Genomic DNA, 23323 nt, shown 5'->3' with positions numbered 1-23323 from the left:
CCAAGCAACGTCTCAATCGGCCTCGTGACCTGCAAGGTAGCCCTGACGCAGCGCTTCCGAGCGCGTCGACGCGAGTTTCTCCTCCAAGTACGGGGTGAGCGGCGTGAGCCTCCGAAGCCGCTCGTCGGACCACGCTTCACGAAGGCGGGCAATCGCGTGGTCGATCTCCTCTTGGCCGTACATTCCGCGCTCGTCGCCACCCTCGATCGGGATATGCTCGTCGACGAACTTCCGGGCTGCTTCCCATCTGTCGAGGTCCAGCACGCGCACGGCAATCTCGTCGAGCTCGGCGCGACGGGCGGCTTCCATCCGCTTGTGACCGCCGACCGTCTCGTACTCGTCCTCCGAAAGCGGTCGCACTGCTGGAAACGTCAACAGGTGGCCGCGCTCGCGCGTCTGCTTCACGAACTGCTGGTGATCCGGGTTGTCGTATTCGCGAGCGTTGTACGGTGAGGGGGCGATCGCATCAACGGCGATCTCTCGGATGGGGCCGCCTGACTCAATCCGCTCGACCGTCTCGGGTTCGTTGATCGTGACCGGGCCGACTTTCTCCCCGTCGTCGCGAACTGCGTCGTACAGCAGGATCGCGTGTTGATCGTAATGCCACTCGCGCGCCCACCCTTCATAGGTGTGCTCCGAAGTGGGAACGCGAACGTACGTACCTCTGAAATCCGCGTCGAGTTGGTAGTAGAACGGGTCTTTTGCCATCGTTACGTGCCCTCGGCGTCTTCCTCGAACCACTGCCTGAGCTCGTCTCGCGTCCGAAAGACGAACTGTTTGAACTCCGCTGTCGAGCTTGGTGAATCAGGCCACTCGTCGCGACGGGCTGTGATACAGATGTGCGGCTCCGTGAGGGGAACCTCCTCACCAGTGCTCGGGCAAAGTTGGGTCTCCCCCTCCCGACTCGGACAGGTGCGCCGGTGAACCGTACTGAACGACCACCCTGACTCGGAGTGAAAGGCCGGAAGTGTCGGCCACGGCTGGCCGGGCGGTGCGTACCCACGGACGATTTCTTCGACCGACTCCGGTTTCGGCGGTGCTGATCCGTTCTGCGAGGACATCATGATTCTCCTGAGCGCGCACTGAGGTCGTCGAGAACTCTATCGACACGAGTCGATGACAGGCCCTCGATCTCGAGCAACTCCTCGCGAGTGATTCCTACCAGGTCCTCGGGTGAGCTGTAGCCGCGCTCACGAAGCCGATCGGCGACAGCCTCGCCGATCCCAGCAACGTCGGTGAGCTCGCTCGTTCGGTCGCGCTCAACCGGAATTTTGCGGACGATCGGCGTCTTGAACCCGAGCATCCCCTCCGCTGCATAGACGGTGATCTCAGGCCGCTCGCGTCGACTGAGCCCCTCAAGCTCATCGACCGAGATACCAAGAGCCTCAACCATTTCAGCGGGAAGAGTCACCGAATACCCCTCATACGGTACATCATCCCCACGTCCATGTTCGCGATAGACCGCATACTCAGGATCCGCGGCACCGGCTTGTCGCCGATAGCCGACTGCTGGGATGAGTCCCCCGAGTGACTCGGCGGCCTCGGGGTGGTAGCTCACTGAGTGTGGGTCGTCAACCTCCGAGGCGAGTCCGGCTGCCCGAATCGCCGTCGTCGCCGTCAGCACGGTCATACGACTCTGCCCGTCTTCATCCGATCCCCTCACACGCGGTCGGGCCGTCTGGACGGGTGTAAGCCGAAGGACGTCGCGACTGTCGTCAACGACACGATCGGGGTCCTCGGGTAGCGCCTCGATCGGAACGTCGAACCCCCCGGCGGGGGCGAGAGCGATCATCCGCTCGCCCGCAAACACGTCGATTACCAGCGGATGCTCCTCGTCGTGCTCGCCCTCGGTATGGGATTCAAGCGCTTCGACCACCTCCTTCGGCAGTGCGATCCGAATTGAGGCTTTTCCGTCGGTCGTCGCCGTTCGAGTGTACCGGTCACGCGGGGCGTCCTCGTCTGCCGCCGCCCCGAGTGCCGGGATCACGCCGAGCTCCTCGATCTCGTGAGGCTTGAACTGGAACGTTGCACCCTCGTCGAGTCCGGCGGCTTTCACCGCCTCCGTGATGGTGGCTCGGTATTCGTCCGTTCCCGTTTTCTGCCGGACCTCAACGGTCTGAACGTGCTGGATCGGTAGCGGTTCTTGCTCCTGCTGCTCTGGTTCTGTGCTCATGGTCTGGATTCCTGATTGTACCATAGGTGTTCACCTGAATCGACTACGCTACCAATATACGGGGGAATCCGGTAAAAAACTGTCGGCCTACCCTTGCCGTCGATCCGGTCAGGGGATCGACATTCGCCTGTCAGAACGTCGCGAAGCCCGCCTGCTTTAGTATTTCGTCGTCACAACCCGGCGAGAGCTCGTACTCAAGCATCCGCGCGATCGACTCGGCGAACCCCGCGCGCATGGTCGTCGAATCCTCACCCGTGGGGAACGATACGCGGTGTTGCTGCCACGACTTATCCGGGATTTTGCCCTTGCTGACGGCGTTCTCCGGCGTCGAAATATCGAAACTGTCGAGCAGTGGCTTCTCAGGATCGTCCTCGACGGACTCGCGGATCGCTCCGATGAGCTCGGCGGACGTCCCGACACCCAGGCCGTGAACGTCGACGTCGTAGCCTGCGACCCTGCGAAAGTCCCGAATGTGAGTAACCTGCTGCTCGCCGCTCATGTCACGCATCCCGCCGAGCGCGAAGTGGTCCACTTTCGAGAGACAATTCAGACTCCCCGAGTCGAACGGCGGTGCGATCGGCACGATCACGTCGGCCTCGCACTCGTGACTCGTGTATTCGCCGAGGAACCACTCGTAGGCATCCGCTGCGTGGATACCCTCGCCTGCGGGGTCCGATTCGGGCGGCCAATCCTTGCCGACCACGTACTCGGCGTCGAGTTTGTGAGCCGCGTCGAGCACGTCCTCGACGGCGTAGTAGGGATCGTTGACCACGGAATCAACGATTACTGAGTCGGCGCTGTCGGCCACGCTCGGGCGGGCTTCATTCGCTGCGACGAGTCGGTTCGGCCACGAATACCGGGGATTGATCCCGGCTACATACACGTCCACGGGACACGCCTTGTGCAAGCGCTCGCGGGCGTCGATCTCACGAGCGTACCGTTCGGGGACCTCGATTGTCTCGGTGCTGTCCTCGTCACTCGCACTCTCTTGCGAGCTCGCACGCTCCGAGGTGGTTTGTGTCGTTGCCATAGGTGTTCACCGGGGCGCTTCCCCGTATTACCAATATACGGTCGGATACGGATAAAGTCTTCGTCTCAACTACGACCCGTTTCCGGCGCTATCCCTGGCTGGCAAACCGACCGAGACTGGTTTGCCCGGTGGGATCGGCGGGAACCGGGTCGTCGCCGTCGATGAACGAGCGAGCGAACTCGCGGGCGGTAGTGAGTGCAACCTCGATACCGCACTCCTCGGGCGGATCGGCGATCTCCTGCTGCTCATTGTCGTGAGCACCCTTCGAAGGGGCGAGTGCGACCGTCGAGTTCCCGCTCCCGGCCCACGTCTCGACTTTCAGATACGGGCACGAGTCGGCACTCATCTCGTCGGGGAAGTTGCCACCGGCGAGCCGATCGACTTCGCGAGCGTCGGTTTGGTGATACAGGATTGTGGTCGTTCGGCTGTTGATCCGGTAGCTGGCGAGCTCGTAGCCAACTGGCGGCTGAAACGCCGCCTCGTGGATTCGTGGGTGCGACCACTCGCCCTCACTGTAGTTGTTCATCCACTCGATCGCGGCCTCAATCGCCGTCACGATGGCCTCCTCGTGGGATAGATCCCCGCGATCGTCATGATCGAGGTCGACGATTCGCTCTTTGCTTTCTAACCCGCTCGTGCGGTCGTCGGTGACTGCTGCGTAGCTGTTCCCGAGCGACTCGAATACCCGAATCGCGAGCGGTCGCTCGCCCTGCTCGTACTGCCAGCAGTGGCCGTTCGTGCGATCATCCGGGTCGTGAATCCACCCGTTGACCGCCGTCGGCAGGTCGAAACCATCGGGGAGCCGTGGTTTCGTGGGCATACTATCGAGCCTCCTGACCGATCGTATCGCGTTGAATCCGTCCCATAGGTGTTCTCCGGGACGCTTCCCCGTATTACCAATAAACGGTCGGGCACGGATAAATATGTCGGAACGGTATTTTGAAGGAATCGCTCGATCGAGCGGAAGCCGCGAATTGGCGAGCCGTCAGCAGCTAGCCATTCCGAAGAACAGCCATACCGATCCGTGATTGCCTTTGAGCCCGTTGCGCTTGCGGTAGCGCTGGGCCGCCTGCGTCCCGCTGAGGTTGATCGCTCCGGCGTTCCCCCACTTGTCGTCTATCCGGTCGTCTTGCTCGGCCATGAGGCTGTTCGCGTATTTCTCCTTGTCTCGGTTCTTGTGCTCCGAGTTGGGGATCACGGTGTAGCCGGGCTTTTCGGCGATCGTCCCGGTGTATCCCGCCTTCCCGTGACGGTATTCAGCCTCCTCAACCGCTCGACGGAACGCTTCGTCGGCGTCACTGCCGAACGCTTTGGTGAAAAACGACGCTGCACCCATCTTAGGCCACCTCCTCCACCGTGATCGTGACGTCACCCGTCTCGTAATCAGCCTCGACGAGCTCGACGTCGTATTGGTCCGACTGAGTAGCTGCTCGGTAGGTCCATTCCAGGTCGTGACCGTTGTTCGCGAAGGTCGGGCGACCATACTCACCTTTGTCGGTGATTTTGCCGCGTACAACCTTGGAATCGTAGAATATCGTCGAGACGTAAGGCGCGCTCTGTGTCTCGACCATCGCCTCCGTTCGCTGCGGGACGGCGACTCGTCGGGGGTCGTCAGCGACAAATGCCTCCGCTCGCTCGACGCTATCCTCGATCTGCCGGGTACGTTCGCCCGTTCGGGCGTCGACGGGCACCGTTCGCTCCGCGTGTTCCTCCGAGAACAGCACGCTCTCGAAGGTCCGAGTCCCGAGAATAGCCTCGGGATCGAGGGGCGCGTCTGCGAACGGTTCGGTTTCGCTCTGTTCTTCGCTGTCGTCCGCGTTCGGCTGGTTCCGTTCCATAGGTGTTCTCCGGGGCGCTTCCCCGTACTACCAATATACGGTCGGAAACAGATAAGTGTAGCGGAATGGTTCTATCGAGAATCGGAATAAGAGCCGCTCACATCCATACAAAACGTCGTTTCTGCACGTCGAATACATATCGACGACGGGGTGTTAGAGAGATTCGCTGAAGTCTTCGTACTTTCCAACATCGCAGATTGGGTATCTGTTGAAATCGGCGTGCAAGATACAAAGCGCGTATCTTGCACATAGATAGCCACGATAACGATACAGACCGATGAATCTCGGTTCTGTTGAAATCCTATTACTATGATACATTTGCTGAAATATCCGTTCGATGGGTGTGCTTATTGTTCAATGAGCTGTTTTTGCTCTTCGAGCGTTTCTTCGTGGTCTTCAACAGCATCTCCCCGAGCCATTGTATCTCCAGTGAGACGGTCTGACAATTCTTTGAGACGGTCTTGTTTCCCGTAGAGGACAAGCGTGTCCCCCGGTTTCGTCTCCACATCTGGTTGCGGCGCACCAATGTATGAGTCATCTCGGCGGATGCCGAGTATTAACACACCTTCGCTCGGTAAATCCAATTCGGTGATCGTCTTCTCTGCCAGCCAATCACTCGTGTTGATTTCCACCTCCGCTACACGATACTCGCGCTGCAACCCGAGTAATTGGGCGTAATCCGTGACCTCCAACTCTGTCGTCTTACCAAGCCCCCACTCAATGAGTGGCGTAACGAGGCGGTTGAACCACTGACTCCGTGCGAACAGAATGATTACACCGGCACCACCGAGAATATACAGTAAGTTCAACAGGTTTTCGCCACCAGTACGCGTGAACGAAAGGATAAGCGACGAAATCGCACCGAGGAGTCCAATACTGCCAAGGCGAATGAGCGCCTTCACAGTTTTGCGGCGGCCTGTCGTGGCGACAGTCCGTTCGGCCTCATCGGTCGTGTATCCCGCTCCAGAGAATGCTGATGCGGCTTGGAAGGAGGATATATCTGGAGAGAGGCCTGTCATCTCCAGCGCGATCGAGCCAATACGCACAATCAACAATGAGAGCGCGAAGATGACCAGTAGTGACAGTATTGGATACGTGGCAACCATACCGAGATGTGGATCCCCATATCTGTAAACATTCACCACCCCACGTAGAGAGTGCACGCTCTGCATCGGTCACGCCATTACTGACGGGAAATGTGCAGATCGGACGCGTCTATGCAAGATACAGGGCGCGTATCTCGCACGCCCTTCCACTGACTGATTTCGTCTGTTGGTTTCTCCCCACGTTTCAGAGCCTGACGGCCAAGTGCTATCCGGTTCAGACACTATTTGGCAGTAGAGATGACACGGAATGCTGCCGACCGAATCGGTATCCTCTGCTCTGCGGATCAGCCAGTGTTCTCCGCAGTCGCCGACCGCCTTCGTGAATCCGGTTATGCTGTCCGATTCTTCGATCCTCGCTCCGAAATCTCGTCGAGTAAACTCGACGACCTCTCACTACTTGTCAACAAGCAATTCTTCCCGGTCACGCTCCCTTCTCTTGACCACGCCCGGAGAACGGGTATACCTCTGTGGAACAATCTCCCTGCAACGATAGCGTTTAGCTCCCGCCTGATCTGTCTGCAAGCGCTTGAGGAAGTGGGATTTAATACCCCCACAGTGACGTTTGAGAAACCCGCGGGAGAGTACGTTGCAAAGGACTACTACATCTGGAATGGTGAGCCCGAACTGAACGGCGATGGGGACTTCTATCAAGAACTCGTCCCGACGAATCCGGTCGATTACAAGTACTATGCCGTCAACGATGGGGAGTGCATACAGACGGAGGGCAGGCGCGTCACGTCGAAACTGTACGGCCCAAAGCGATTCCTCAGCAAGGCTCGAGCCAGACCGGGGCTTACCGCCCGCCTCCAGCGTCTCGTCGAACGAACCGACCTTCGAGGTCTCGGGGTCGATTTCGTCCGGGATGCGGAAAACCGATTCTGGGCTATCGATCTCAATCTCGCAGCGGGATATCGGAATACCGGGTTAGAACCTGCGATCTGTCGTTCTATCCGTGCAAGCCTTCCCGAGTAATAATCTACCGCTGGGACACGTCCCTTGTACCTGGCAGTTGTTTTTGTATGGACAGTAGGATACCCCACTACACCTCGCACGCACTTCCTGACACCGTTTCGCCAATTCACGCAGTATGCATGAGATACGGGGCAGTAGTTGATTACTCGATTTCTAGTTGGCCACCTTCCCCATCTCCCTCACTGCCGTTCTCGTCCCATTCGAGTTCGAACTCGATACTTAATTCACCGGGCCCATTCGTCGGTCCCTCACGCTCGGCTTTGACCTCGAACGTCGGGCGAGCTGGCGGCTCCATCGTCACGGACTCGGATCCCGATTTGAGTGTGATCGCATCCCCTTGTTCCAACTTATCGGCTACACGGCGAAGGTATGCTGCGATCTCTTCCTGACTCTGATCGCTTTCCGATTTGAACAGGACTTCTTCAGGCATGTAGACACCTACACCGCCAATACTGATAACTGCAACCCTCTGTCGGGACCGCTCTGCTGAATATATCCTCTCTATCTTGCACGGCAGTTCTGACAGCTGGTGGGACGATTGTCTGGTGGGAGTATGAGGACTTCTGGTAAACACTATAGAGGCTGCTCGCGTTCCGGGATTAGAGGCCCAGGCCAGGAGAAACCGGGTGCCTACTCCTCGGGGAAAATCTCGTCGAACAGTGCGAAGTATTCGCGGGCTACGGTTGCGGGCATGGTGAACTGTCGTTCCCACTCGCCCTCCCAGCGCTCATACAGCGATATTTCCCGCCCGACCTCCGTATCCTCGACTAGGATTGCGACGTCGCCTCGTTTGTGCCACGTCGCGTCTTTCCGGTCCTTTGGGTCGGTCATGAGCCTGAGAGGGTCGGTTTCGACTGATCGGTAAGCTCGACGTCGGGATCGGCGACAGGGCCGTGGTCGGCACAGTCCCAACAAAGCGGCTGCTCGGCCACTGAGTCCCGATCGGTCGACTCACCGCACTGGCGGCACTCGCTCATTGTTCCCTCCGCACGGTCCACAAGGTCGGCCCACAGTCCGTATCGGTGTATCGGTCAACGACTAACCCGTTCGATAGGGGTGACTCCTCCTCGATCGTCGGAAGGTGCGACCCGGCGATTGCACCCGATACCTCCGGGTCAATATCGTTTAGATCTGACGCGCGAAAGTACCGATAGCTGTTGCCGTTCTCGTCGGTTTCAAGCAGCGCTGCGAGTGCGTTCTCAACTCGTTCGCGATTCGTGAGTGACTCGGTAGTGCTCATATGTTCGCGGCCTCCTGGTGTTCGCGATCGTCGGCTCGAAGCGTGTCGAGACACGACCCACAGATTTGTCCGTTCGCGGGGACGACGTTGCCGCATACCTCGTATCGGACACAAGCATTCTCCGGGCTGGCTTCGGTGCCGCCGAACGCGGCCAGATCCGACTGGTCGGAGCTCATTGATAGAGGCGATCGGGGAGGTCTTCGGACCATTCACACGATAGGCAGAGCACCCAGGGACCGTTGCCCCCGAATATCAGGCTGTATTCGTGCTGGTGGTCGTGTTCTGAGTGTATCCACTCCTCGACTGGCTGTAGTTGCTCGTCGGTGATTTCGCTGACGCCGGGGCCACCGATCACCGCCTCGACCTCCCCACTCATCCGTCCACCTGCTCGGACTCGTCGGTATCTCCGTCACCACCTCCGTCGTCGACGTCGCGATTGATGGTCACCGATCGGCTCTCGGCGAGCTCGAACGCGAGCATCCGATCACCCGCGAATACGGTGAGCTCGGGCGGATCGTCCCAGTCGATCGCGTCGATCTCGGGGAACCCTGGGATCGCCTCAAGCGCCTCCTCGGGGATATGCAACCGAAGCGTCTGGCCGCCGGCTCCTTCCTCGAGGATCTTGCGCGTGAGCGGCCCGCTCGAAATGTCCTCGTCGGGGCCGAACCCGAGCGCCGGAAGCATCCCGATCTCGTCGACGGCCCCCGGTTGGAACCGGAACGATCCGCCTGCCTCAAGCCCGGCGGCTCGGATCGCCGGAGTGAGAGAGACGAGTATCAAGCGCCCGCTTTGGGATTGGCGCTCGCGAACGGTCACTGTCTGTATCTCGTTGATTGAAACCTCGTCGTCTGACATGGGTTTGGGCTGAGTCTCCTGGGCTTCCATAGGTGTTCACTCCTGATTGAGCGGCTTTCTGGCGGGGAAGCCGCGAACCGGGACGCCCGCGCGCTGAGTCGAACAGCGTCGACGTCTGCGATCGTCCGAACGTCGACCACCACGGCGCGGGAGGGACTGCTGGCTACTCCGCCGTCTGACCGTCCTCACAAAGCTCGATCGCCGTCCATCCGATCCGATCGCACCGGTAGGCGTCTCCGTCGAGCACCACGATGTCGCCGACCGACAGGCTCCGCGTTTCGGCCTCGACGAACGCCTGCGATTCCTGGCCGCTGCCGCGATTCCACCGCTCCCACAGGTCCGACAGGTCGACGACATCCTCCTCACCGGCGAGCTCGTAGTGCTCGATCAAGTCACCGATCGACAGGCTGGCACCGTTCGGATCGTGGCGGATCTCGCGGGGTCGCTCGCTCTCCCCATCGGCCAACTGGTAGACGGTCGCGTGCTGGTGAGCGTCCTCGAGGTCGCCCGCTGCGTCCCGCTGGGCCTCGCGAACCGCCTCGGGATCGTCGCCGTACTCCGACCGTGCTACCGGGTCGTCGATCCCGCCAACGCGCCCGTGGCCGGGGCGATCGGCAGCGGTGATTCTCTCGGGGCTGTTCTCGACGTTCGTACCGCGCTTGCCACGGTGCCGTTCTTCGCGTTCCATAGGTGTTCTCCGAGGGGGCTTCCCTCGTGTATCTACATTGTAGAGTTATACGGAAAAGGGTTTCGTCCTCGACTCAGCGCGAAAACCGGTCCCGCGATCGCTTACTCGATCTCGGCGGCGATCGCGTCGATGATCGTGCTCGACGTCGTGGCGATCCGACTGAGGTGGCCCCGAATCTCCTCGGCGTCGTCGTTCTCCCACGCCGCGAGATAGAAGCCCGACCCGCTGACGTCAAGCCCAAAGTGGCGACCGACCACGTAGGCGACTGCCTCGGCTTCTAGCTCTCGCTCTTTCCGGTCGTCCGTCTCGTTGCCCTGATGTAGCAGCGCGTGGGCGAGCTCGTGGGCGAGCGTCCCGGCGACGGCGGCGTTCGCGCGGTCTTTGACCTCGATCGTCTGCTCGGCGGTGTCGCACACGCCTTTCGTGCTGCCGCGCGTCCACTCGTCGGCGTCGACGATCTCGACACTACTCACGAGGGCGTCTGCCGCCGTGAGCATGGCGTCGAGTAGGTCGTCAGCCTCGCCCTCGGCGTCGGTCGGAAGCTCCGGCAGCGGCTCGCCCTCGGTCTGTGAGACGTCGAACACCGAACCCGTCCGCCACGTCACGATCCCGCTATCCCACTCCTCGGGGTCGGTGTCGTCGTACTCGCACCCGATACTATCGTGATAGTCCGGCGTGTTCCCGCACTCCGGGCACGTATGCTCGGCAGTGTGCGGATACAGGATATAAATCGCCTCCTCGCCCGACTGAACCTGCCGATCAAAGTCGTCTTGCCACGTCCGATACCCGGCGACTCGGGTCGCGTGCGGGCACTGCATTTTGATGAGCAGCGTGTTCCGGTAGCTGTAATTGTGAAACGCGCTCTGCGCGTCGAGAAACTCTTTCAGCGTCTCGCTCTCGCTCGCGGAACTGGCCTCGTCGATGAGGTCCTCGACGAACTCCTCGGTCGCTTCCCGCATATCGTCTTTGCGCGTGTCCTTTTCCCCGAAATCCGCCGCGTCCGTGGTGGTTTGCGTCGTTGCCATAGGTGTTCACCGGGGCGCTCCCCCGCATCACCAATTTACGGTCGGATACGGATAAAGGCTTTGATCCCGGTCGGCGATCGGTGGCTTAGTCGGCGGTCTGAAAGCCTGATACCGGCGTCTCTCGGAGTCTGAGCTCGGCAAAAAAGCGGCTACGGGCGTGACGCGCCTACTGCCACCAAGCGTATTCGGTTTCGGGTGCGTCCTCGTCGAGTTCAATCCCGAACTGTTCCAACTGGTCCCGAAGTTCGTTGGTTTCCGCGAGCGTTCCGAAGTAGTCCGACTGGGCGTCGATCACGGCTTCTGCGACCTCTGCGGGCTGTTCCTCGCGGTCAAGCCCTTCCTCGTCGGCTATGTCGTTGACGTCGAGTACCTGCACCCGCCCGAGTTGCGACTCGGCGTATGCCCGGTGGATCGACTCATCCGGCGTCTGCGCGTCTATCTCGTCAAGAATCGCCTCGGTCTGTGCGTCTCGGTCGTTCGCGTTCGACTGGTTTCGTGCCATAGGTGTTCTCCGGGGCGCTTCCCCGTATCACCAATATACGGTCGAATAAACTTAAAACGTTGGTCTGAACCAGCTACTCGTCGATCTGGCTATGTAATTCTGACCGCCGGGCGTCCCGGCGCTCTCGGGGAGTCTCGCCGCCGCTGACTGGTTCAAGATCCGGGTCCCGACCGGGGAACCACTCGGCGCGTTCGTCGAGTGCGAGCCACAATCGGGTATCGAAGCTTTGCCCGCCGAGTAGCACGATGTGGTCGCCGAGAAACACCCCCGCGGTCTCGGGGTCGATCGGGCCGCTGCCGCACTCACACCCGGCCATGAATCCGGCCCCGCCTGCCCGGTAAATCTGAACGTCGGCGCTCGGGACTTGGTGGGTCCGTCCGTGGCCGCAACTATACGACCCGATCACCCTCTCGGTCTCCGGTAGAGTAGCCTGAGCGACCATATTCAAGCCCCCGAGTCCCGATTAGCGAATCCGCCGAGGTCGGCCTGCGCTGGGCCGCTGTTCTCGGTCGCGTTTGCGTCCTCGTTGGGTATGGCTCCTCGGTCGGCTTCGACGTCGCCGGTATCGGCTTCGGAACCAGCGGAAACCCCGGTGTCCCGGTCCTCGGCGGCCTCGATCCCCTCGGTGAGCCACCCGATCTGATCGCCGATCCCGCTGGTGTCGTCGAACGGATACACTACCTCAAAGCCGTGCTCGTCGGCGAGCGCGTCGAGTCCCTCGCGGAGCGGTTCGACGTATTTCTGGCCCGCGAGAATCACGATCCGACCGAGTGGATCGCGGTCGTCCCACCGATCGAGGTTGTGAACGCGGTTCTCGACGCCCTCAAGAATCGACTCGGCCCACTCCTCGACGGTCGCGTACTCCGCTCGATCCCGCTCATCGACGTCGAGCGGATAGTCGCTGATCGTTACGTCGTAGGGCCGGGTGCGCGACTGAGGGGCGAGAGAGCCATACAGCGCCGACAGGATCGCCCACGAGTCCCCGACTGTCTCGGCGTATTCGCGCTTTTTCTGAAAGTACGACGATGTATAGAGGTCGCGGGCGGGAGTAGGCGAGTTCTGTTTTTCGGCTCCACACCCGACGAGCACCGTCGTTTCCGTCCGTTCGGTCTGGCTCATGCGTCGGCGTCCTCCTCGATTCCGTCGATCCCGTCGAGCAAAAGCGCGTTCCGGGCGTCGGCGTATGTTTCAGTGTGCTCGGTCACGTTGTACGCCGAGTCCCGCGAAAGAGTGTCGAGTTGAGTGAGCTCGTGGCGCGCGACGTCGTGAACGATCTGCTCGGCGTTCTCGATCACCTCGCGCGGGACCGGCTCGACCGTCCCTCGCGTCAGATACGACCGAAGGTGATCTAGCTGGTACGTGGCGTGCTTGCCGTTGTCGTCCTCGAACGTCACCGATCGCTCGCTCTCGGGACCGCTCTCGGCGGGCGCGTCGATCACCCGGAGGAACACGCCTGCATTGAGGTCGCGCAGGATCACGCCCTCGCGGGTGAGCCCCGACAATTCCGCGTCGGTCATGTTCTCGCGGTCGTCGCGCCATGCTTGCACGGCCCCGCTCGTCGTCACGAGGTTTGAATTGGTTTCCATAGGTGTTCACCTCGATATTACCAATATACGGTCGGGTACGGATAAAGCCTTCGTCCTGGGATTGGGTTAACCACCCGATAGAGGGTCCAACAGGCCCGTGTAGCCGGGTTTGACCCAACTGAGTTTCGGTCGAAAAGAGTCCCTCGCCCTCGACGCGCGCGATCGGGGCCGACCTACTCGGAGGCGGTTTCGAGCGTCTCGCGGGCGTTCACTGCGGCGTCGTGGTCGTCGGCCCCCATCGGGCCGCTCATACCCAGCGCGGCTTTCACCGCGTCGGCAGCGTCGGCACACTGCTGCTCGGTGAGCGCACCGGTGCGTTCGTCGCCCGCGCCGTCGAACGCGCTCACGATCTCCTCGGCGTCATCGAGCACCTTCACCGCGCTCGCCACCTCGTCGAACGCGTCGGCGGTGAGCGTCACGGGAACGGTGTTCTCGCCCGCGCTGAGGGGCGTCTCACCGGTGACGGCGACGACTCGAACCATGTGCTTGCACATGGCCGACCGCTCGGCATCCGGGCACGTACACGACCCTTCCAGCAGGTTCACCGTGTACGTACTCCCCGAACCGCTGTGAACGCGGTGCTCGCCCGGCGTGCTCGTCGCCTCGACGTGCATGAAACTATCGAGCGCGCGGTGGATACGCTTCTCCTCCTTGTCGATCGCGTCGAAATGCTCGTTCTCGCCCGATTCGTCGCCGTTCGCCGCTTGGGTTCGTGCCATAGGTGTTCACCGGGGGGCGCTCCCCCTATACTACCAATATACGGTCGGATACGGATAAACCCTTTGATCGAGCTCGGTGCAAATCACGCGATAGCAACCGCAGGCGGTCGATCAGGACCCGGCTGAACCTACCTCTATCATTCAGGACGTTGCTGCTCGGCGAAATACAACACTCCTCGCGGTCACTTATCGGCGCGCGCTTCTACCTTCCGGGTATCCTCAACGCCGGATACAGGGTCAACCGAAGGGCCGAATTTTGAACCGAGCTCGTACAGTTCCGGCGCGCAGGAGATACACCAACCTTCCTCCTGTTCCTCATCGCTGTATTCCCACATATCCTTGCCGCAACCGACGCAAAACGCCGTCATCAACGGGCCTCCACGCAGGCCGCGTATCCCGAGATCTCCGTAACTCCGTGCTGTTCTTCGGTGTCGTCCGCGTTCGGCTGGTTCCGTTCCATAGGTGTTCTCCGGGACGCTTCCCTGCATCACCAATATACGGTCGAATGCGGATAAAGGCTTTGCTTTGGCTCGCTCACATCTGGCTATATCTGTCGATATAGGCCCTGAGATGCGATAATTAGACTGCGAGGAAAGTGTTTCACCGACGCCGGTTGTCGGTGGTTGGTCTATTCGTTGCCGTCGGTCTGGCGACTCTCGCCCTCGCGCTTGTAGAGGTCGAACAGGATTGCACTCGTGAGGCCGCTGAGACACGCGATTCCCATGCCTCGGAACGTCCACTGCGGGACGTCTCCGCCGTTCGCGGCGACGAACAGCGCGAAAAGGACACAGTATGCCAGCGTTCCGACGGCCCACGCGAGACTCGCGCCGTATGTTACCGAGACGATACTGATCGGTCGAAGCGGACTGAGGTCGTGTCGTTCCTTTCGTCCCATAGGTGTTCACCGGGGATCGCTCCCCGTACTACCAATATACGGTCGGATATGGATAAGAGCTTTGCTTCGGGTTCGGTGCGACACCGCCAGAAAACGTCTGCTGTTCCTGTTTTCTCGGGTTTTAGCGGCTCCGATCGCGAGGGTCGGCCGTTCTTACCAAACAACCGGACACCGGCCACGATTAGATGTTTGGTAAGAGTGTCGGGTATGCGAGGGTTAGGGATCGCGGCGAACGGCGGTTGACTGATTCGGTGGATCGTCGCGCCGCTGTGGGCCGATAGCTGTCGCTTAGGAGGATAGTGAATGCAAAAGGCCCCCCGGTGAACACCTATGGATGGAGTTCAGAGGTGGGGCCTCTGCACTCGGTTGTAGACAGGGACAAGTTGAAAAGCGTTTGCCTTGCCCTCCGGGGGTTGCTCCGATTGGCGGCTCGATCTCCCGATCTAGTCGGCGCGAAAAGCAGCTGTGAGCTCGCGAACGAACGGTGCGACTGGTGTTGGCGACCGTGCGGCGCTTAGTCGGCGAGCGGGTCGAGCATCCCCGCGACCGTTTCGAGGTCTTCGCGCAGCGCCTCGCGGTGACTGTCGAGCGTATCGGCGTAGTCGCCGATCTCCTGACCGGGGGCCGGGCATCCTTCCTCGGTGATTTCGAGGGCCACCCGACGGCGGTGCTTGCAGTTCTCCGCGCCGTTATACTCCGTATCGGGACAGTCGCAACACTCGGGCTGATCGAGCACGACCATGTAGTGCTCGCCCGATTCGCTATGCACGTCGTAGATGCCGATGCACACGCCCTCGTCGTCGGTTTGGGGCACTACGATCATGCTCTCGCGGCGGGCACGAACGCCTCGGCGCTTCGCGGCGTCGAGGTCGTCCATGTCGGGGCTGTTCTCGTCGGCTCCGGCGTCGAGGGTTGCGGATTGTGCGATTGCCATAGGTGTTCTCCGAGGGGGTTCCCTCGTATATCTACATTGTAGAGTCATGCACTTAAGGGTTGGGTTGTTCGACCGCCTTCCGGCGAATCGACGGGTTCAAGTGTCTATATCTACAATGTAGATATGTCGGGGGCGATCCCGCTCCCGGTGAACACCTATGGAACCGACCGATCGCCCGCCGGGGAAGCCCCCGGCCATGCCAGCGGAACAGTTCGCCGACCGCGTGAAACGGATGGTGAGCCTGCGGAACGCACTCAACGCCGCCGAGTGTGTCGAATCTTCGGGCGTGAAACTCAACGAGGACGCTCGCGTGATCGGGTGGGCGGTGCTCCCCGACCGGGACGACTCGGCGACGTTCGACGCGGCACTCGCCGATCACGACACGACTCTCGATGCCCGCTCTCTCGATCCGCCTGTCGCCCGCGACGGCGGAAAACTGAATGATCCGGGCGTGGCTGTCCGGTTCTCTGCCGACGAATGAACAACTGAGCGGCGGCTACTTCTCGCCCGTGGATCGTAGGGTTTAAGTTTTTCCGACCGTATATTGGTAGTACGGGGGAACGCCCCGGAGAACACCTATGGAACACGAAGAAGCCACCACCCACGACAGCGAGGAACAGACCGACGAGCTAGTGATCCGCGTCTCCGGCGCTGCTCTGCCGGATGGCGAGCAAGAGCGCGAAACCATCCTACAAGACCTCGGGCGACAGGTCGGGAGAATCCTGAGCGAGAACCACGGGATTCACGCTGATAGCGTGACCGGCGACGTGGGGCCGCAATACACTCAAATCGGCGACGGTTGCCCGGTCTGCGGGCACTCGCGCGTCGAACTTCGAGACTACACCTAGACCGGGAACGGCGCGACCGCCTCGGCGTTCTGTCCCGAGTGTGAATGGGCTGGGACGGCGATCTACCGGCTGATCGACTACGAAGCCCACCGCTCCGAGGATGACTGGCGCTCGGCGGTGGCGTCTAACCGGAACTCGGCCCACTATCACGGGTACTGATGACGCGCTCGAAAATCGAATACGATTACGAGCCGCTGGGCGAGAACGGCGTCAATATCACCCATTTTCGGGTCATCAAGGCCGAACGGCGGACGGGAATGGGTACTGCCGTCATGAGCGCGCTGCTCGATCGGTTCGCCGCTGAGGGGTACGAGTACGTGGTGGTGAACATGGGCGGCGGCGAGATTGCCTGCCGATTCCTCACCGATACGTTCGGAATGTCGATTGTTGAAGGTCCGAACGCCGACGGATTCGTAACTGCCGAGCGCGATCTCACCGGATGAAACACCGACTAAATCAGTGGGCTGATCGGGCGTTTTCGCTGCTCTTGCGGCTACTGTCGCGTGATTAGCACCGGACTCGATCAAAGGGTTTATCCGTATCCGACCGTATATTGGTAGTATAGGGGGAGCGCCCCCCGGTGAACACCTATGGCAACGACGGAAAAGCGGTCCCACGACGACGCACAGCTCAAAACTGACGATCGAGACGCCGCCTACACCGGATACCGACGCTCGACCGAGCGCAACCGCGTGGTCGGCCCGGACGGGCATCAACTCGATCCCCGCACCGACCTCGCAAACCACTCGCCGACCGGCCTCGAATGGGGCTACGGCGGCAGCGGTCCCGCACAGTTGGCGCTCGCACTGCTCGCCGATCACTACGCCGACACGGTGGCGTTCGACCACTATCAGGACTTCAAAAACGACGTGGTAGCCGCTCTCGACGGCGACGAGTGGGCGATCGACATCGCGACCGTCGAGAACTACCTCGATCCCGCTCAAATCGAGGACTCGACCCCGACGACTGAGATTTCCGGTCCCCACGATGAGATAATCAACGGCGAACCCACCGGAGAGACGTTCTACCGGTGTGAGGGCTGCGGGATGGAATCACTGAGCTCGGGCCTGAAAATGAACGGCTGTCCCCGCTGCGATTGAGGCCGTACTACTCCGATAATCAAATCCAGAGGCGACAGTTTTAAGTGAATTCGACCGTATATTGGTAATGTAGAGGTGGACACCTATGGCACTTACATACGGTAACTCAGCACCGGAGGACCGCCACGGTTACGGCGCTGAGAATGAAGAAAGCCCCTCGCTGAAGGAACGGCTAAAAACCAGCATGACGGTGCTGAAAGCCGTCAAAATGGTACTAACGACAATCACCGCGCTCGCGTCGGTGTGGGCGCTGGTTCAAGGGGTTCTCTGAATCCCCATCGTCTTCGGTTCGCGAACCGGTCGTTCGATCTGCTCATATTGCTGATTTCTCGCGGTAGCGGCGGTATGAGTCTTGTCTGAGCAAGGGAGGAGCGGAACCTTTATCCGTTTACGACCGTATATTGGTAATACGGGGGAGCGCCCCGGAGAACACCTATGGTACGAGATATTGACGGCACGGACGCTGTTGATCGCTTCCAGATTGACACCGACCTGCTCGACCCCGACGAGTCGGTGTGGTCGCTGGTCGATGAAAACGGTGAGACGCGCCTCTATCAGGAGGCCCCCGAGGGCGTCGTTGATCCCGGCGGCGCGGTGGTGCTTCACTACGATAACGACGACGACAAACTCCTTCGCGTCGGTTTTGAGGGCGAACGCACTGTCGTTGATGAGGTAGACGGCGGCATGACGGCATGGCGGGGCTACCCGATCACTGACCCGACGACCGGCGAGGAGTTTGAGTTTTGGGAGGAGTTGCCTGACAGCGATCACCTACATCTCACCCCCGCTGAATTGGTGAACTAATGGCTGACACGGCGGTTTTGTCCCCCTCCCTGTTAGTCGATACCGGAGGGTTTAAGTTTATCCGACCGTATATTGGTGATACGGGGGAACGCCCCGGTGAACACCTATGGAACGCACTACTGACGCTTCGACCACGCAGGACTGCTCGGAAACTGACGGTGGCGACCCGGAAACCCGGTGTAATGAGTGCTCGAACAAGTGGAACGAGAGCGAGGCCGGGCGCAAGTGTCCCGAGTGCGGGGCGCTCGGCCACCCGCGTCGGAGTGAGCGCGCGGACTTCGGCGGCGGTGAGGGAGGCATCGACGCACTCTAAGCAGCAGGGTTGACGCCACTCGCTGCCGTTTTCGGAACTGGGCTGATTGCTCCGTTTCGCCGACCGCGAGCGTCGAGCGCCGTCGCCTGTTCTTACCAAACATCTAACGGCCTGTCGCGTTCGGATGTTTGGTAAGAGCGGCGGCCTTCGCGCCGGTCGGCGGCTCCGATCCGTTTGGGAAAATCATCTATCCGTCGTTCGCGCTTTAATCGCTCGCGGCGTCCTGGGACTGCTGGGGAGCGCCCTCGACACGGCTCTCGGGATAGTAGTAGGGATCTCCGGCGTCGAGCGTTCCGTCTGCTTCGCGCCGTAGGACGTTCTCGGTGGTCCACTCTCCGAGGTGAGCGTCGAGCGTCTCGAAAAACCGGACCTCGATCACGCGATCTGTAACGGGATACTCCGGGTTATAGTCGGCGACTGTCTGGCTGCTGCCGGGCACCTCGAATTGATCCGCCCGCTGCTCGCGAACGGCGGTCGCGAGTAGCTGCTTGTCCTGGTCGTCGTCGCGGTCGTGGAGCACTCGACCACGCTTGATCGACACCGATCGACCGCTGAGCAGACTTTCCGAATCTTCGTCGGCGTCGATGTCCTGGTACTCGCGGTCCTCGCTGCGAGCGCGTTCCCGTACCGACGAGAGAACATCGGCAACAGCCGACCGGAGTCTCCGAAAAACGCTCATGGAGAACCGTCGGCTGGTGTCGATGGCGTGATCTGCTGGAAACGAGTCACCGCCTCCTCGGACCACGCCTCGATTTCGTCGTTTAGTTCCTCGACCGTTTCGGGGAGCGGTTGTGCGCGATACCGGTATTCGTAGCCACCATCACTGAGTGGGTGCGTCTCACGATTTACCAGGTCGGCCTCCCGTAGTGTCAAGAGCCGTTTGTTGATGAGGCTGCGATCGTTGCCGAGCGTCTCCGCGAGCTCGCGTGAGGTAGACCGCTGATGATCCAGCAGCGTCGTGTAGAGTTCGAAATCCGACAAAGCGAGGCCGAAAAAGAAGCAGATAGTTTCGCTTAAATCCGGTCCCGATCCGTCCCCCGCCATCGCCTCGAACTGTGCAAGCTTCCGCACGGCGTCCCACTGGTTCGTACCGTCCTGTGTGGAGGCTTGCTCAACACACCCATCGCACGAGTCCATATATCGACGGCTTAGAGATACGGCTTAAGCCTTATTCTGTCGCCCCCCTACCCCATATTCAGAATCGGACTCGCCGCTGCGAAACCATCGACGGTGATCGGACTATAGGGATTCGCTGAAGTCTTCGTACTTTCCAATATCACAGATTGGCTATCTGCTGAAATCAGCGTGCGAGATACAGAGCGCGTATCTTGCATACTGCCTGCACTCAATGACGAGATCTGATGGGCAAAATTAGGATGGCGCTCTTCTCGACGTACAACCGAGTGGAGGAATGCAGTTCACGGAGTTCACGATTAGCGCTATTCACTTGGTTCTGTCATTCTGTGAAATTGTTTTGGTATTATGTATCTCGCGTCTGTCCGTATTATTGGGATGAGAAGCTTTTCCAACCACTAAGTCGCTCATCCCGCTTTTCGTACCCCACCAGGCACTTTCCGAACGGTTCCGACGGGCAACCAAGAACCTCGTCAAGAGTTCGCTCCTCGTCGACGAAGACAAAGAAAATTGACTGTATGGACCGATAAAGAGGCAAGAGATAGCAACAGAGGTCTGATGCGAGATATAGCCTCTGAGTCGATCACGGTGTTCTTGACGGTATCTCAGTAGTTCTCAGCAGCCGTGCTGAATAGAGGGCGCGTATCTTACACATTGGCTCGTCAACGGTATTCTGATCGGGTGACTCAATGCCCATTTACGGGAACCAGTTTTTTATTTCCCTCTCGACGGTCGCATTTTCGGACGAAATCAACAAGTGAACCGTTCGATGTTGCACATCGAGATCGGTCAGTCGTCGTATCTGATGTGTGAAAATAGGACGCCAAATTCCTCGATGCGAAACCCCTGGGATCGTGTCGAAAGTCGGGTTCACGGCTCCCTAAGCTCCGACATCGATTCGGCACTATCGGTAGTTCCCATCGGTCCTGATTGCTGACTCGATTTTTTGATGGGAGGGGAGAGATCAGACAGGCCGCTTCACTGAAGCACGCTAAGACGGTGATTCCACGGAAGTGAGAGAGCTGTCACGTCAAACAAGATGCGAAGCCGTCGCTCCGTTACAGGGTTACCGCTGGACGCGGGCGATCTCAGCCCGCGTCCAGCTGGCTGTAAGTCGCCGGGATACCGACACCGTTGGTTGGTGCTTCCCACTTCCGGCGGAGGGTATCATCGAGAGCGTGATCGATCCACTCTCGGAAAACCTCGAACCGGAACCAGACCGGCAGTGCTCGCCCGCCGCGTCGCGGCGTGGCGAGCACGCCCCATCGAACGATCAGCCAGAGATTCCGCAGGAGAAAGCTCACCAGAACGAATAACAGCCGCACGACTGGATCTGTCGTGCTGGTTCGGGCGCGTGCTTCACGCATCGTTCGGAAAGCTGTCTCGATCGCCGAGCGCTTCCGGTAGAGCGCTTCGACGTCTTTCGGCGTGCGATCGGTCAGATCGCACGCCACGTACGCTCGAACGAGCAAGCCGTGTTTACCTCGGTTGCCGTGCTGGTAGGAGACACAGACCGCGAGCGGGAAGCGCAGTTCCCGCTCGCTTCCCTCGTACATCACGTACTCCGTCCAGTAGGAAACCGTCGTGTTCAGTTTCTCGGCCATCTGTTCGCCGCCACGGACGATCGGAAGAGCGACTGATGCTACTGCATCCAGTCGCTCGATCGACGTTCCGTCGTAGAACCCACGATCGGCAAGGAGCCCAGTGATGTCGAACGGAAGGACCGCGACATGGTCGAGCAGACGCTCGACCGCGTCGCTTTTCGGTTCGTCACCACGGACGGGTGTGATTGCGACGACGAGTGGTTTGGCCCGACAGAGGACGAATCCAGCGAGGTAGCGATGGCACTGGGAGGTGCCATCGCGAGGCTTCGTGTGACAGAGTTCGCCCGCGTCAGCGTGTGGACAGCCGTGATAATGGATATCGACGAAGTCGAGGCAGATGATCCTCGGGCCGAGGCCGAGGATCATCGCCGCCTGTTGAACGAGGAGATCGTTGACGACGGCTTCGAGTTCAGCGGGCGGGACGGTGTGAAGCTGCGCAAGCGTGTAATCATCGGAGTACGTTCCACGAGTGGTGTCAGTGACAGCCTTGATGGACTTCTGATCGACAGCGGCCTGAAGGAGCGTCTGTCGGATGATCCCGGAGTCGAAGCCGCAGCCTTCGACTCCGGGGATTGGGATCTCAGAGTGGAGATCAAGCGCTAAGGTTTCAAGGTCAGAGACCGTAAGAACGGTGTCTGGATGGTAGAGGAACTTCACACCCATCCAGACGCTCTCTGAGAATCTAACCTCATCAGTCCTGACTACGTTCTGATCCGATGGGAACTACCGACTATATAGACAAACTCCGAATTGTAGACAATCATTTGTTTTTGCCGTTTCTATACCATTTAATCCCCGGAGCGACGACCAGATGAACATGCCGGATCAACTGGACGATAACGTGCGTGTGTGGCTGGTCGAACGCACATACTCTGACGACGAGCAGAATCTAATCATCCTCACCTATGCGACCACTGACGGGGAGCAGTACTATCGGAAGGAACGAGCACTAACCTCTTTTACCGACGTGCGCGACACCACAGCGGCCGTCAATGCCGATTTGGATAACCTCGGTACTGTCGATGACCCTGACCTCCAAGAACGGTACGCCGCCGAAGCACAGCGGATGCAGGAGATTCATGAACCCAACGACGTGATCTGACCCAACAACTGAACCAGGACGGCCCGAAGCCATGTGTTATGCCTCAGTGTCGCCTACAGCACTACATGCGCGAACTCGTCTTCGCTCTCGAATACGAGGCTGAATGCAACAGGGTGGCAGATACTCTCGCTGACTATCCAGATGCTTCGATTCGTTCGCTCTCACTCCACGTCACCGAAGACCGCCTCTGGCGGGTTGACCACGCTACAGGAACGTCCAATGCTCTCGTCGACATTGAAGACGCTTTTCTCAACAGCGACTACTACGCGGACTGTCTCGCCACCGAGGACTGCGACGCTACTCAGAGTACAGAGGTTCTCGACCATACCGACGACACACTCGTTCTCTACTCGTACTGGGAGCGCACTCCCCTCTGTTCGTCCATCCCCCACATCGCACGCGATCACCTCGGAAACGGCTTGCTGTTCGATACGCGCCACGAGAGTCGCCACTACACGTGGCGCATCATTCATTCCGACGAAGGCAATGTAAGTGCATTCTTCGACGAGATCAAGACTGCTGTCGGCGACTGCGCGCAGATGGAGATGCTCCGAACAACAGCTACCTCGACACCGGCGAGCGAGGGGGACGACAGTGCAACCGAGTTGTCGTCAGAGCAGGAAGCGGCTCTCCGGGCCGCCGTTGAACACGGCTACTACGAGTCACCACGGGAGGTCGATGTGTCTGAGTTGGCTGGGCATCTTGACGCGCCACGGTCGACGCTTACCTACCGACTCCGGCGGGCGGAGGAACACTTGGCAAAGCGGTACGTCGCTCGTGAGCAGCTACCAGACGAGCTGTCAACGCCGCTCTGACCCCGGATTGGAATTTTCCAACTAACGCTTATCGAGTTGA

The 23323-nt window shown here is 59.9% G+C and carries 34 protein-coding genes; 10 read left to right on the top strand and 24 right to left on the bottom strand.

Annotated elements, in window-relative coordinates; all coding sequences use genetic code 11:
• Positions 1–12: 12 nt before the first annotated feature.
• The 7 genes from C449_RS13350 to C449_RS13315 all read right to left on the bottom strand — a co-directional run bounded on the left by C449_RS13350 (position 13) and on the right by C449_RS13315 (position 6147).
• On the bottom strand, positions 13–708 hold the full coding sequence (locus C449_RS13350) for a ParB/RepB/Spo0J family partition protein (protein ID WP_006078562.1): 696 nt from the start codon (positions 706–708) through the stop codon (positions 13–15).
• A 352-nt stretch (positions 709–1060) separates the two neighbouring features.
• The gene (locus C449_RS13340) at positions 1061–2173 is read right to left on the bottom strand and encodes a helix-hairpin-helix domain-containing protein (RefSeq protein ID WP_049914216.1); all 1113 of its coding nucleotides are present in this window, start codon (positions 2171–2173) and stop codon (positions 1061–1063) included.
• A gap of 130 nt (positions 2174–2303) precedes the next feature.
• The gene (locus C449_RS13335) at positions 2304–3203 is read right to left on the bottom strand and encodes a hypothetical protein (RefSeq protein ID WP_006078559.1); all 900 of its coding nucleotides are present in this window, start codon (positions 3201–3203) and stop codon (positions 2304–2306) included.
• 88 nt (positions 3204–3291) lie between these two features.
• Positions 3292–4023 carry a hypothetical protein gene (locus C449_RS13330; protein WP_006078558.1) on the bottom strand — a complete coding sequence of 244 codons (732 nt, stop codon included), beginning with the start codon at positions 4021–4023 and terminating at the stop codon, positions 3292–3294.
• Positions 4024–4188: 165 nt separating this feature from the next.
• Complete coding sequence (locus C449_RS13325) at positions 4189–4539, bottom strand: hypothetical protein (protein WP_006078557.1); 351 nt, start codon at positions 4537–4539, stop codon at positions 4189–4191.
• Position 4540: 1 nt separating this feature from the next.
• Positions 4541–5041 (bottom strand): hypothetical protein, encoded by a 501-nt coding sequence (locus C449_RS13320; protein WP_006078556.1) that lies wholly within the window; start codon positions 5039–5041, stop codon positions 4541–4543.
• A gap of 347 nt (positions 5042–5388) precedes the next feature.
• Positions 5389–6147 (bottom strand): potassium channel family protein, encoded by a 759-nt coding sequence (locus C449_RS13315; RefSeq protein ID WP_006078555.1) that lies wholly within the window; start codon positions 6145–6147, stop codon positions 5389–5391.
• A 237-nt stretch (positions 6148–6384) separates the two neighbouring features.
• Here C449_RS13315 and C449_RS18540 point away from each other — a divergent pair, with 237 nt between their 5' ends.
• Positions 6385–7119 (top strand): hypothetical protein, encoded by a 735-nt coding sequence (locus tag C449_RS18540; protein ID WP_206536541.1) that lies wholly within the window; start codon positions 6385–6387, stop codon positions 7117–7119.
• 142 nt (positions 7120–7261) lie between these two features.
• On the opposite strand, the gene C449_RS13305 is transcribed toward C449_RS18540, so the two are convergent.
• The 14 genes from C449_RS13305 to C449_RS13230 form a co-directional block, all read right to left on the bottom strand.
• Positions 7262–7549: an amphi-Trp domain-containing protein gene (locus C449_RS13305; protein WP_006078553.1), complete on the bottom strand. Its 288-nt coding sequence runs from the start codon at positions 7547–7549 to the stop codon at positions 7262–7264.
• A gap of 200 nt (positions 7550–7749) precedes the next feature.
• Entirely contained in the window at positions 7750–7950 is a 201-nt protein-coding gene (locus tag C449_RS13300; RefSeq protein WP_006078552.1) for a hypothetical protein, read from the bottom strand.
• A gap of 405 nt (positions 7951–8355) precedes the next feature.
• A complete protein-coding gene (locus tag C449_RS13290) occupies positions 8356–8535 on the bottom strand; it encodes a hypothetical protein (RefSeq protein ID WP_049914214.1) in 180 nt (59 codons plus the stop codon).
• Positions 8532–8735: a hypothetical protein gene (locus tag C449_RS13285; protein ID WP_006078550.1), complete on the bottom strand. Its 204-nt coding sequence runs from the start codon at positions 8733–8735 to the stop codon at positions 8532–8534. The genes C449_RS13290 and C449_RS13285 overlap by 4 nt, the downstream gene beginning before the upstream one ends.
• Positions 8732–9214, bottom strand: coding sequence for a hypothetical protein (locus C449_RS13280; protein ID WP_049914213.1), 483 nt, complete (start codon positions 9212–9214; stop codon positions 8732–8734). Before C449_RS13280 ends, C449_RS13285 begins: the two co-directional genes overlap by 4 nt.
• 163 nt (positions 9215–9377) lie before the next feature.
• The gene (locus tag C449_RS13275) at positions 9378–9902 is read right to left on the bottom strand and encodes a hypothetical protein (RefSeq protein WP_006078548.1); all 525 of its coding nucleotides are present in this window, start codon (positions 9900–9902) and stop codon (positions 9378–9380) included.
• 101 nt (positions 9903–10003) lie between these two features.
• On the bottom strand, positions 10004–10927 hold the full coding sequence (locus C449_RS13270; protein WP_006078547.1) for an ArdC-like ssDNA-binding domain-containing protein: 924 nt from the start codon (positions 10925–10927) through the stop codon (positions 10004–10006).
• A 166-nt stretch (positions 10928–11093) separates the two neighbouring features.
• Positions 11094–11429, bottom strand: coding sequence for a hypothetical protein (locus tag C449_RS13265; RefSeq protein WP_006078546.1), 336 nt, complete (start codon positions 11427–11429; stop codon positions 11094–11096).
• Between the two features lie 73 nt (positions 11430–11502).
• Positions 11503–11745: a hypothetical protein gene (locus C449_RS13260; protein ID WP_006078545.1), complete on the bottom strand. Its 243-nt coding sequence runs from the start codon at positions 11743–11745 to the stop codon at positions 11503–11505.
• Between the two features lie 128 nt (positions 11746–11873).
• Positions 11874–12548 carry a DUF6884 domain-containing protein gene (locus C449_RS13255; protein ID WP_006078544.1) on the bottom strand — a complete coding sequence of 225 codons (675 nt, stop codon included), beginning with the start codon at positions 12546–12548 and terminating at the stop codon, positions 11874–11876.
• Positions 12545–13015 carry a hypothetical protein gene (locus C449_RS13250; protein ID WP_006078543.1) on the bottom strand — a complete coding sequence of 157 codons (471 nt, stop codon included), beginning with the start codon at positions 13013–13015 and terminating at the stop codon, positions 12545–12547. Before C449_RS13250 ends, C449_RS13255 begins: the two co-directional genes overlap by 4 nt.
• Positions 13016–13188: 173 nt before the next feature.
• Entirely contained in the window at positions 13189–13734 is a 546-nt protein-coding gene (locus C449_RS13245; RefSeq protein ID WP_006078542.1) for an SWIM zinc finger family protein, read from the bottom strand.
• 628 nt (positions 13735–14362) lie between these two features.
• On the bottom strand, positions 14363–14629 hold the full coding sequence (locus C449_RS13235) for a hypothetical protein (protein WP_006078541.1): 267 nt from the start codon (positions 14627–14629) through the stop codon (positions 14363–14365).
• A 514-nt stretch (positions 14630–15143) separates the two neighbouring features.
• Complete coding sequence (locus C449_RS13230; protein WP_006078540.1) at positions 15144–15563, bottom strand: hypothetical protein; 420 nt, start codon at positions 15561–15563, stop codon at positions 15144–15146.
• Positions 15564–15759: 196 nt separating this feature from the next.
• Between C449_RS13230 and C449_RS13225 the strand changes: the two genes are divergently transcribed.
• The 7 genes from C449_RS13225 to C449_RS13195 all read left to right on the top strand — a co-directional run bounded on the left by C449_RS13225 (position 15760) and on the right by C449_RS13195 (position 18628).
• Positions 15760–16044 (top strand): hypothetical protein, encoded by a 285-nt coding sequence (locus tag C449_RS13225; RefSeq protein WP_049914208.1) that lies wholly within the window; start codon positions 15760–15762, stop codon positions 16042–16044.
• Between the two features lie 97 nt (positions 16045–16141).
• Complete coding sequence (locus tag C449_RS13220) at positions 16142–16411, top strand: hypothetical protein (RefSeq protein WP_006078538.1); 270 nt, start codon at positions 16142–16144, stop codon at positions 16409–16411.
• 158 nt (positions 16412–16569) lie between these two features.
• Entirely contained in the window at positions 16570–16854 is a 285-nt protein-coding gene (locus tag C449_RS13215) for a GNAT family N-acetyltransferase (protein ID WP_006078537.1), read from the top strand.
• A gap of 147 nt (positions 16855–17001) precedes the next feature.
• Positions 17002–17511 (top strand): DUF6166 domain-containing protein, encoded by a 510-nt coding sequence (locus tag C449_RS18375; RefSeq protein ID WP_006078536.1) that lies wholly within the window; start codon positions 17002–17004, stop codon positions 17509–17511.
• Between the two features lie 85 nt (positions 17512–17596).
• Complete coding sequence (locus tag C449_RS13205; RefSeq protein WP_049914207.1) at positions 17597–17782, top strand: hypothetical protein; 186 nt, start codon at positions 17597–17599, stop codon at positions 17780–17782.
• 164 nt (positions 17783–17946) lie between these two features.
• Entirely contained in the window at positions 17947–18315 is a 369-nt protein-coding gene (locus C449_RS13200) for a hypothetical protein (RefSeq protein ID WP_006078534.1), read from the top strand.
• 106 nt (positions 18316–18421) lie between these two features.
• Complete coding sequence (locus tag C449_RS13195; RefSeq protein WP_006078533.1) at positions 18422–18628, top strand: hypothetical protein; 207 nt, start codon at positions 18422–18424, stop codon at positions 18626–18628.
• A gap of 205 nt (positions 18629–18833) precedes the next feature.
• On the opposite strand, the gene C449_RS13190 is transcribed toward C449_RS13195, so the two are convergent.
• The 3 genes from C449_RS13190 to C449_RS13180 all read right to left on the bottom strand — a co-directional run bounded on the left by C449_RS13190 (position 18834) and on the right by C449_RS13180 (position 22029).
• Positions 18834–19307 carry a hypothetical protein gene (locus C449_RS13190; RefSeq protein WP_006078532.1) on the bottom strand — a complete coding sequence of 158 codons (474 nt, stop codon included), beginning with the start codon at positions 19305–19307 and terminating at the stop codon, positions 18834–18836.
• Positions 19304–19765 carry a helix-turn-helix domain-containing protein gene (locus tag C449_RS13185; RefSeq protein WP_006078531.1) on the bottom strand — a complete coding sequence of 154 codons (462 nt, stop codon included), beginning with the start codon at positions 19763–19765 and terminating at the stop codon, positions 19304–19306. The genes C449_RS13190 and C449_RS13185 overlap by 4 nt, the downstream gene beginning before the upstream one ends.
• A gap of 1085 nt (positions 19766–20850) precedes the next feature.
• Positions 20851–22029: an ISH3 family transposase gene (locus C449_RS13180; protein WP_006078530.1), complete on the bottom strand. Its 1179-nt coding sequence runs from the start codon at positions 22027–22029 to the stop codon at positions 20851–20853.
• Between the two features lie 154 nt (positions 22030–22183).
• On the opposite strand from C449_RS13180, the gene C449_RS13175 reads away from it, so the two are divergent.
• Positions 22184–22468 carry a hypothetical protein gene (locus C449_RS13175; RefSeq protein ID WP_049914205.1) on the top strand — a complete coding sequence of 95 codons (285 nt, stop codon included), beginning with the start codon at positions 22184–22186 and terminating at the stop codon, positions 22466–22468.
• Between the two features lie 65 nt (positions 22469–22533).
• Entirely contained in the window at positions 22534–23283 is a 750-nt protein-coding gene (locus tag C449_RS13170; protein ID WP_049914203.1) for a helix-turn-helix domain-containing protein, read from the top strand.
• Positions 23284–23323 lie beyond the last annotated feature (40 nt).

The sequence above is a fragment of the Halococcus saccharolyticus DSM 5350 genome, assembly GCF_000336915.1.
GTDB classification, from domain to species: domain Archaea; phylum Halobacteriota; class Halobacteria; order Halobacteriales; family Halococcaceae; genus Halococcus; species Halococcus saccharolyticus.
This window is presented reverse-complemented; position numbering and strand designations above follow the sequence as displayed.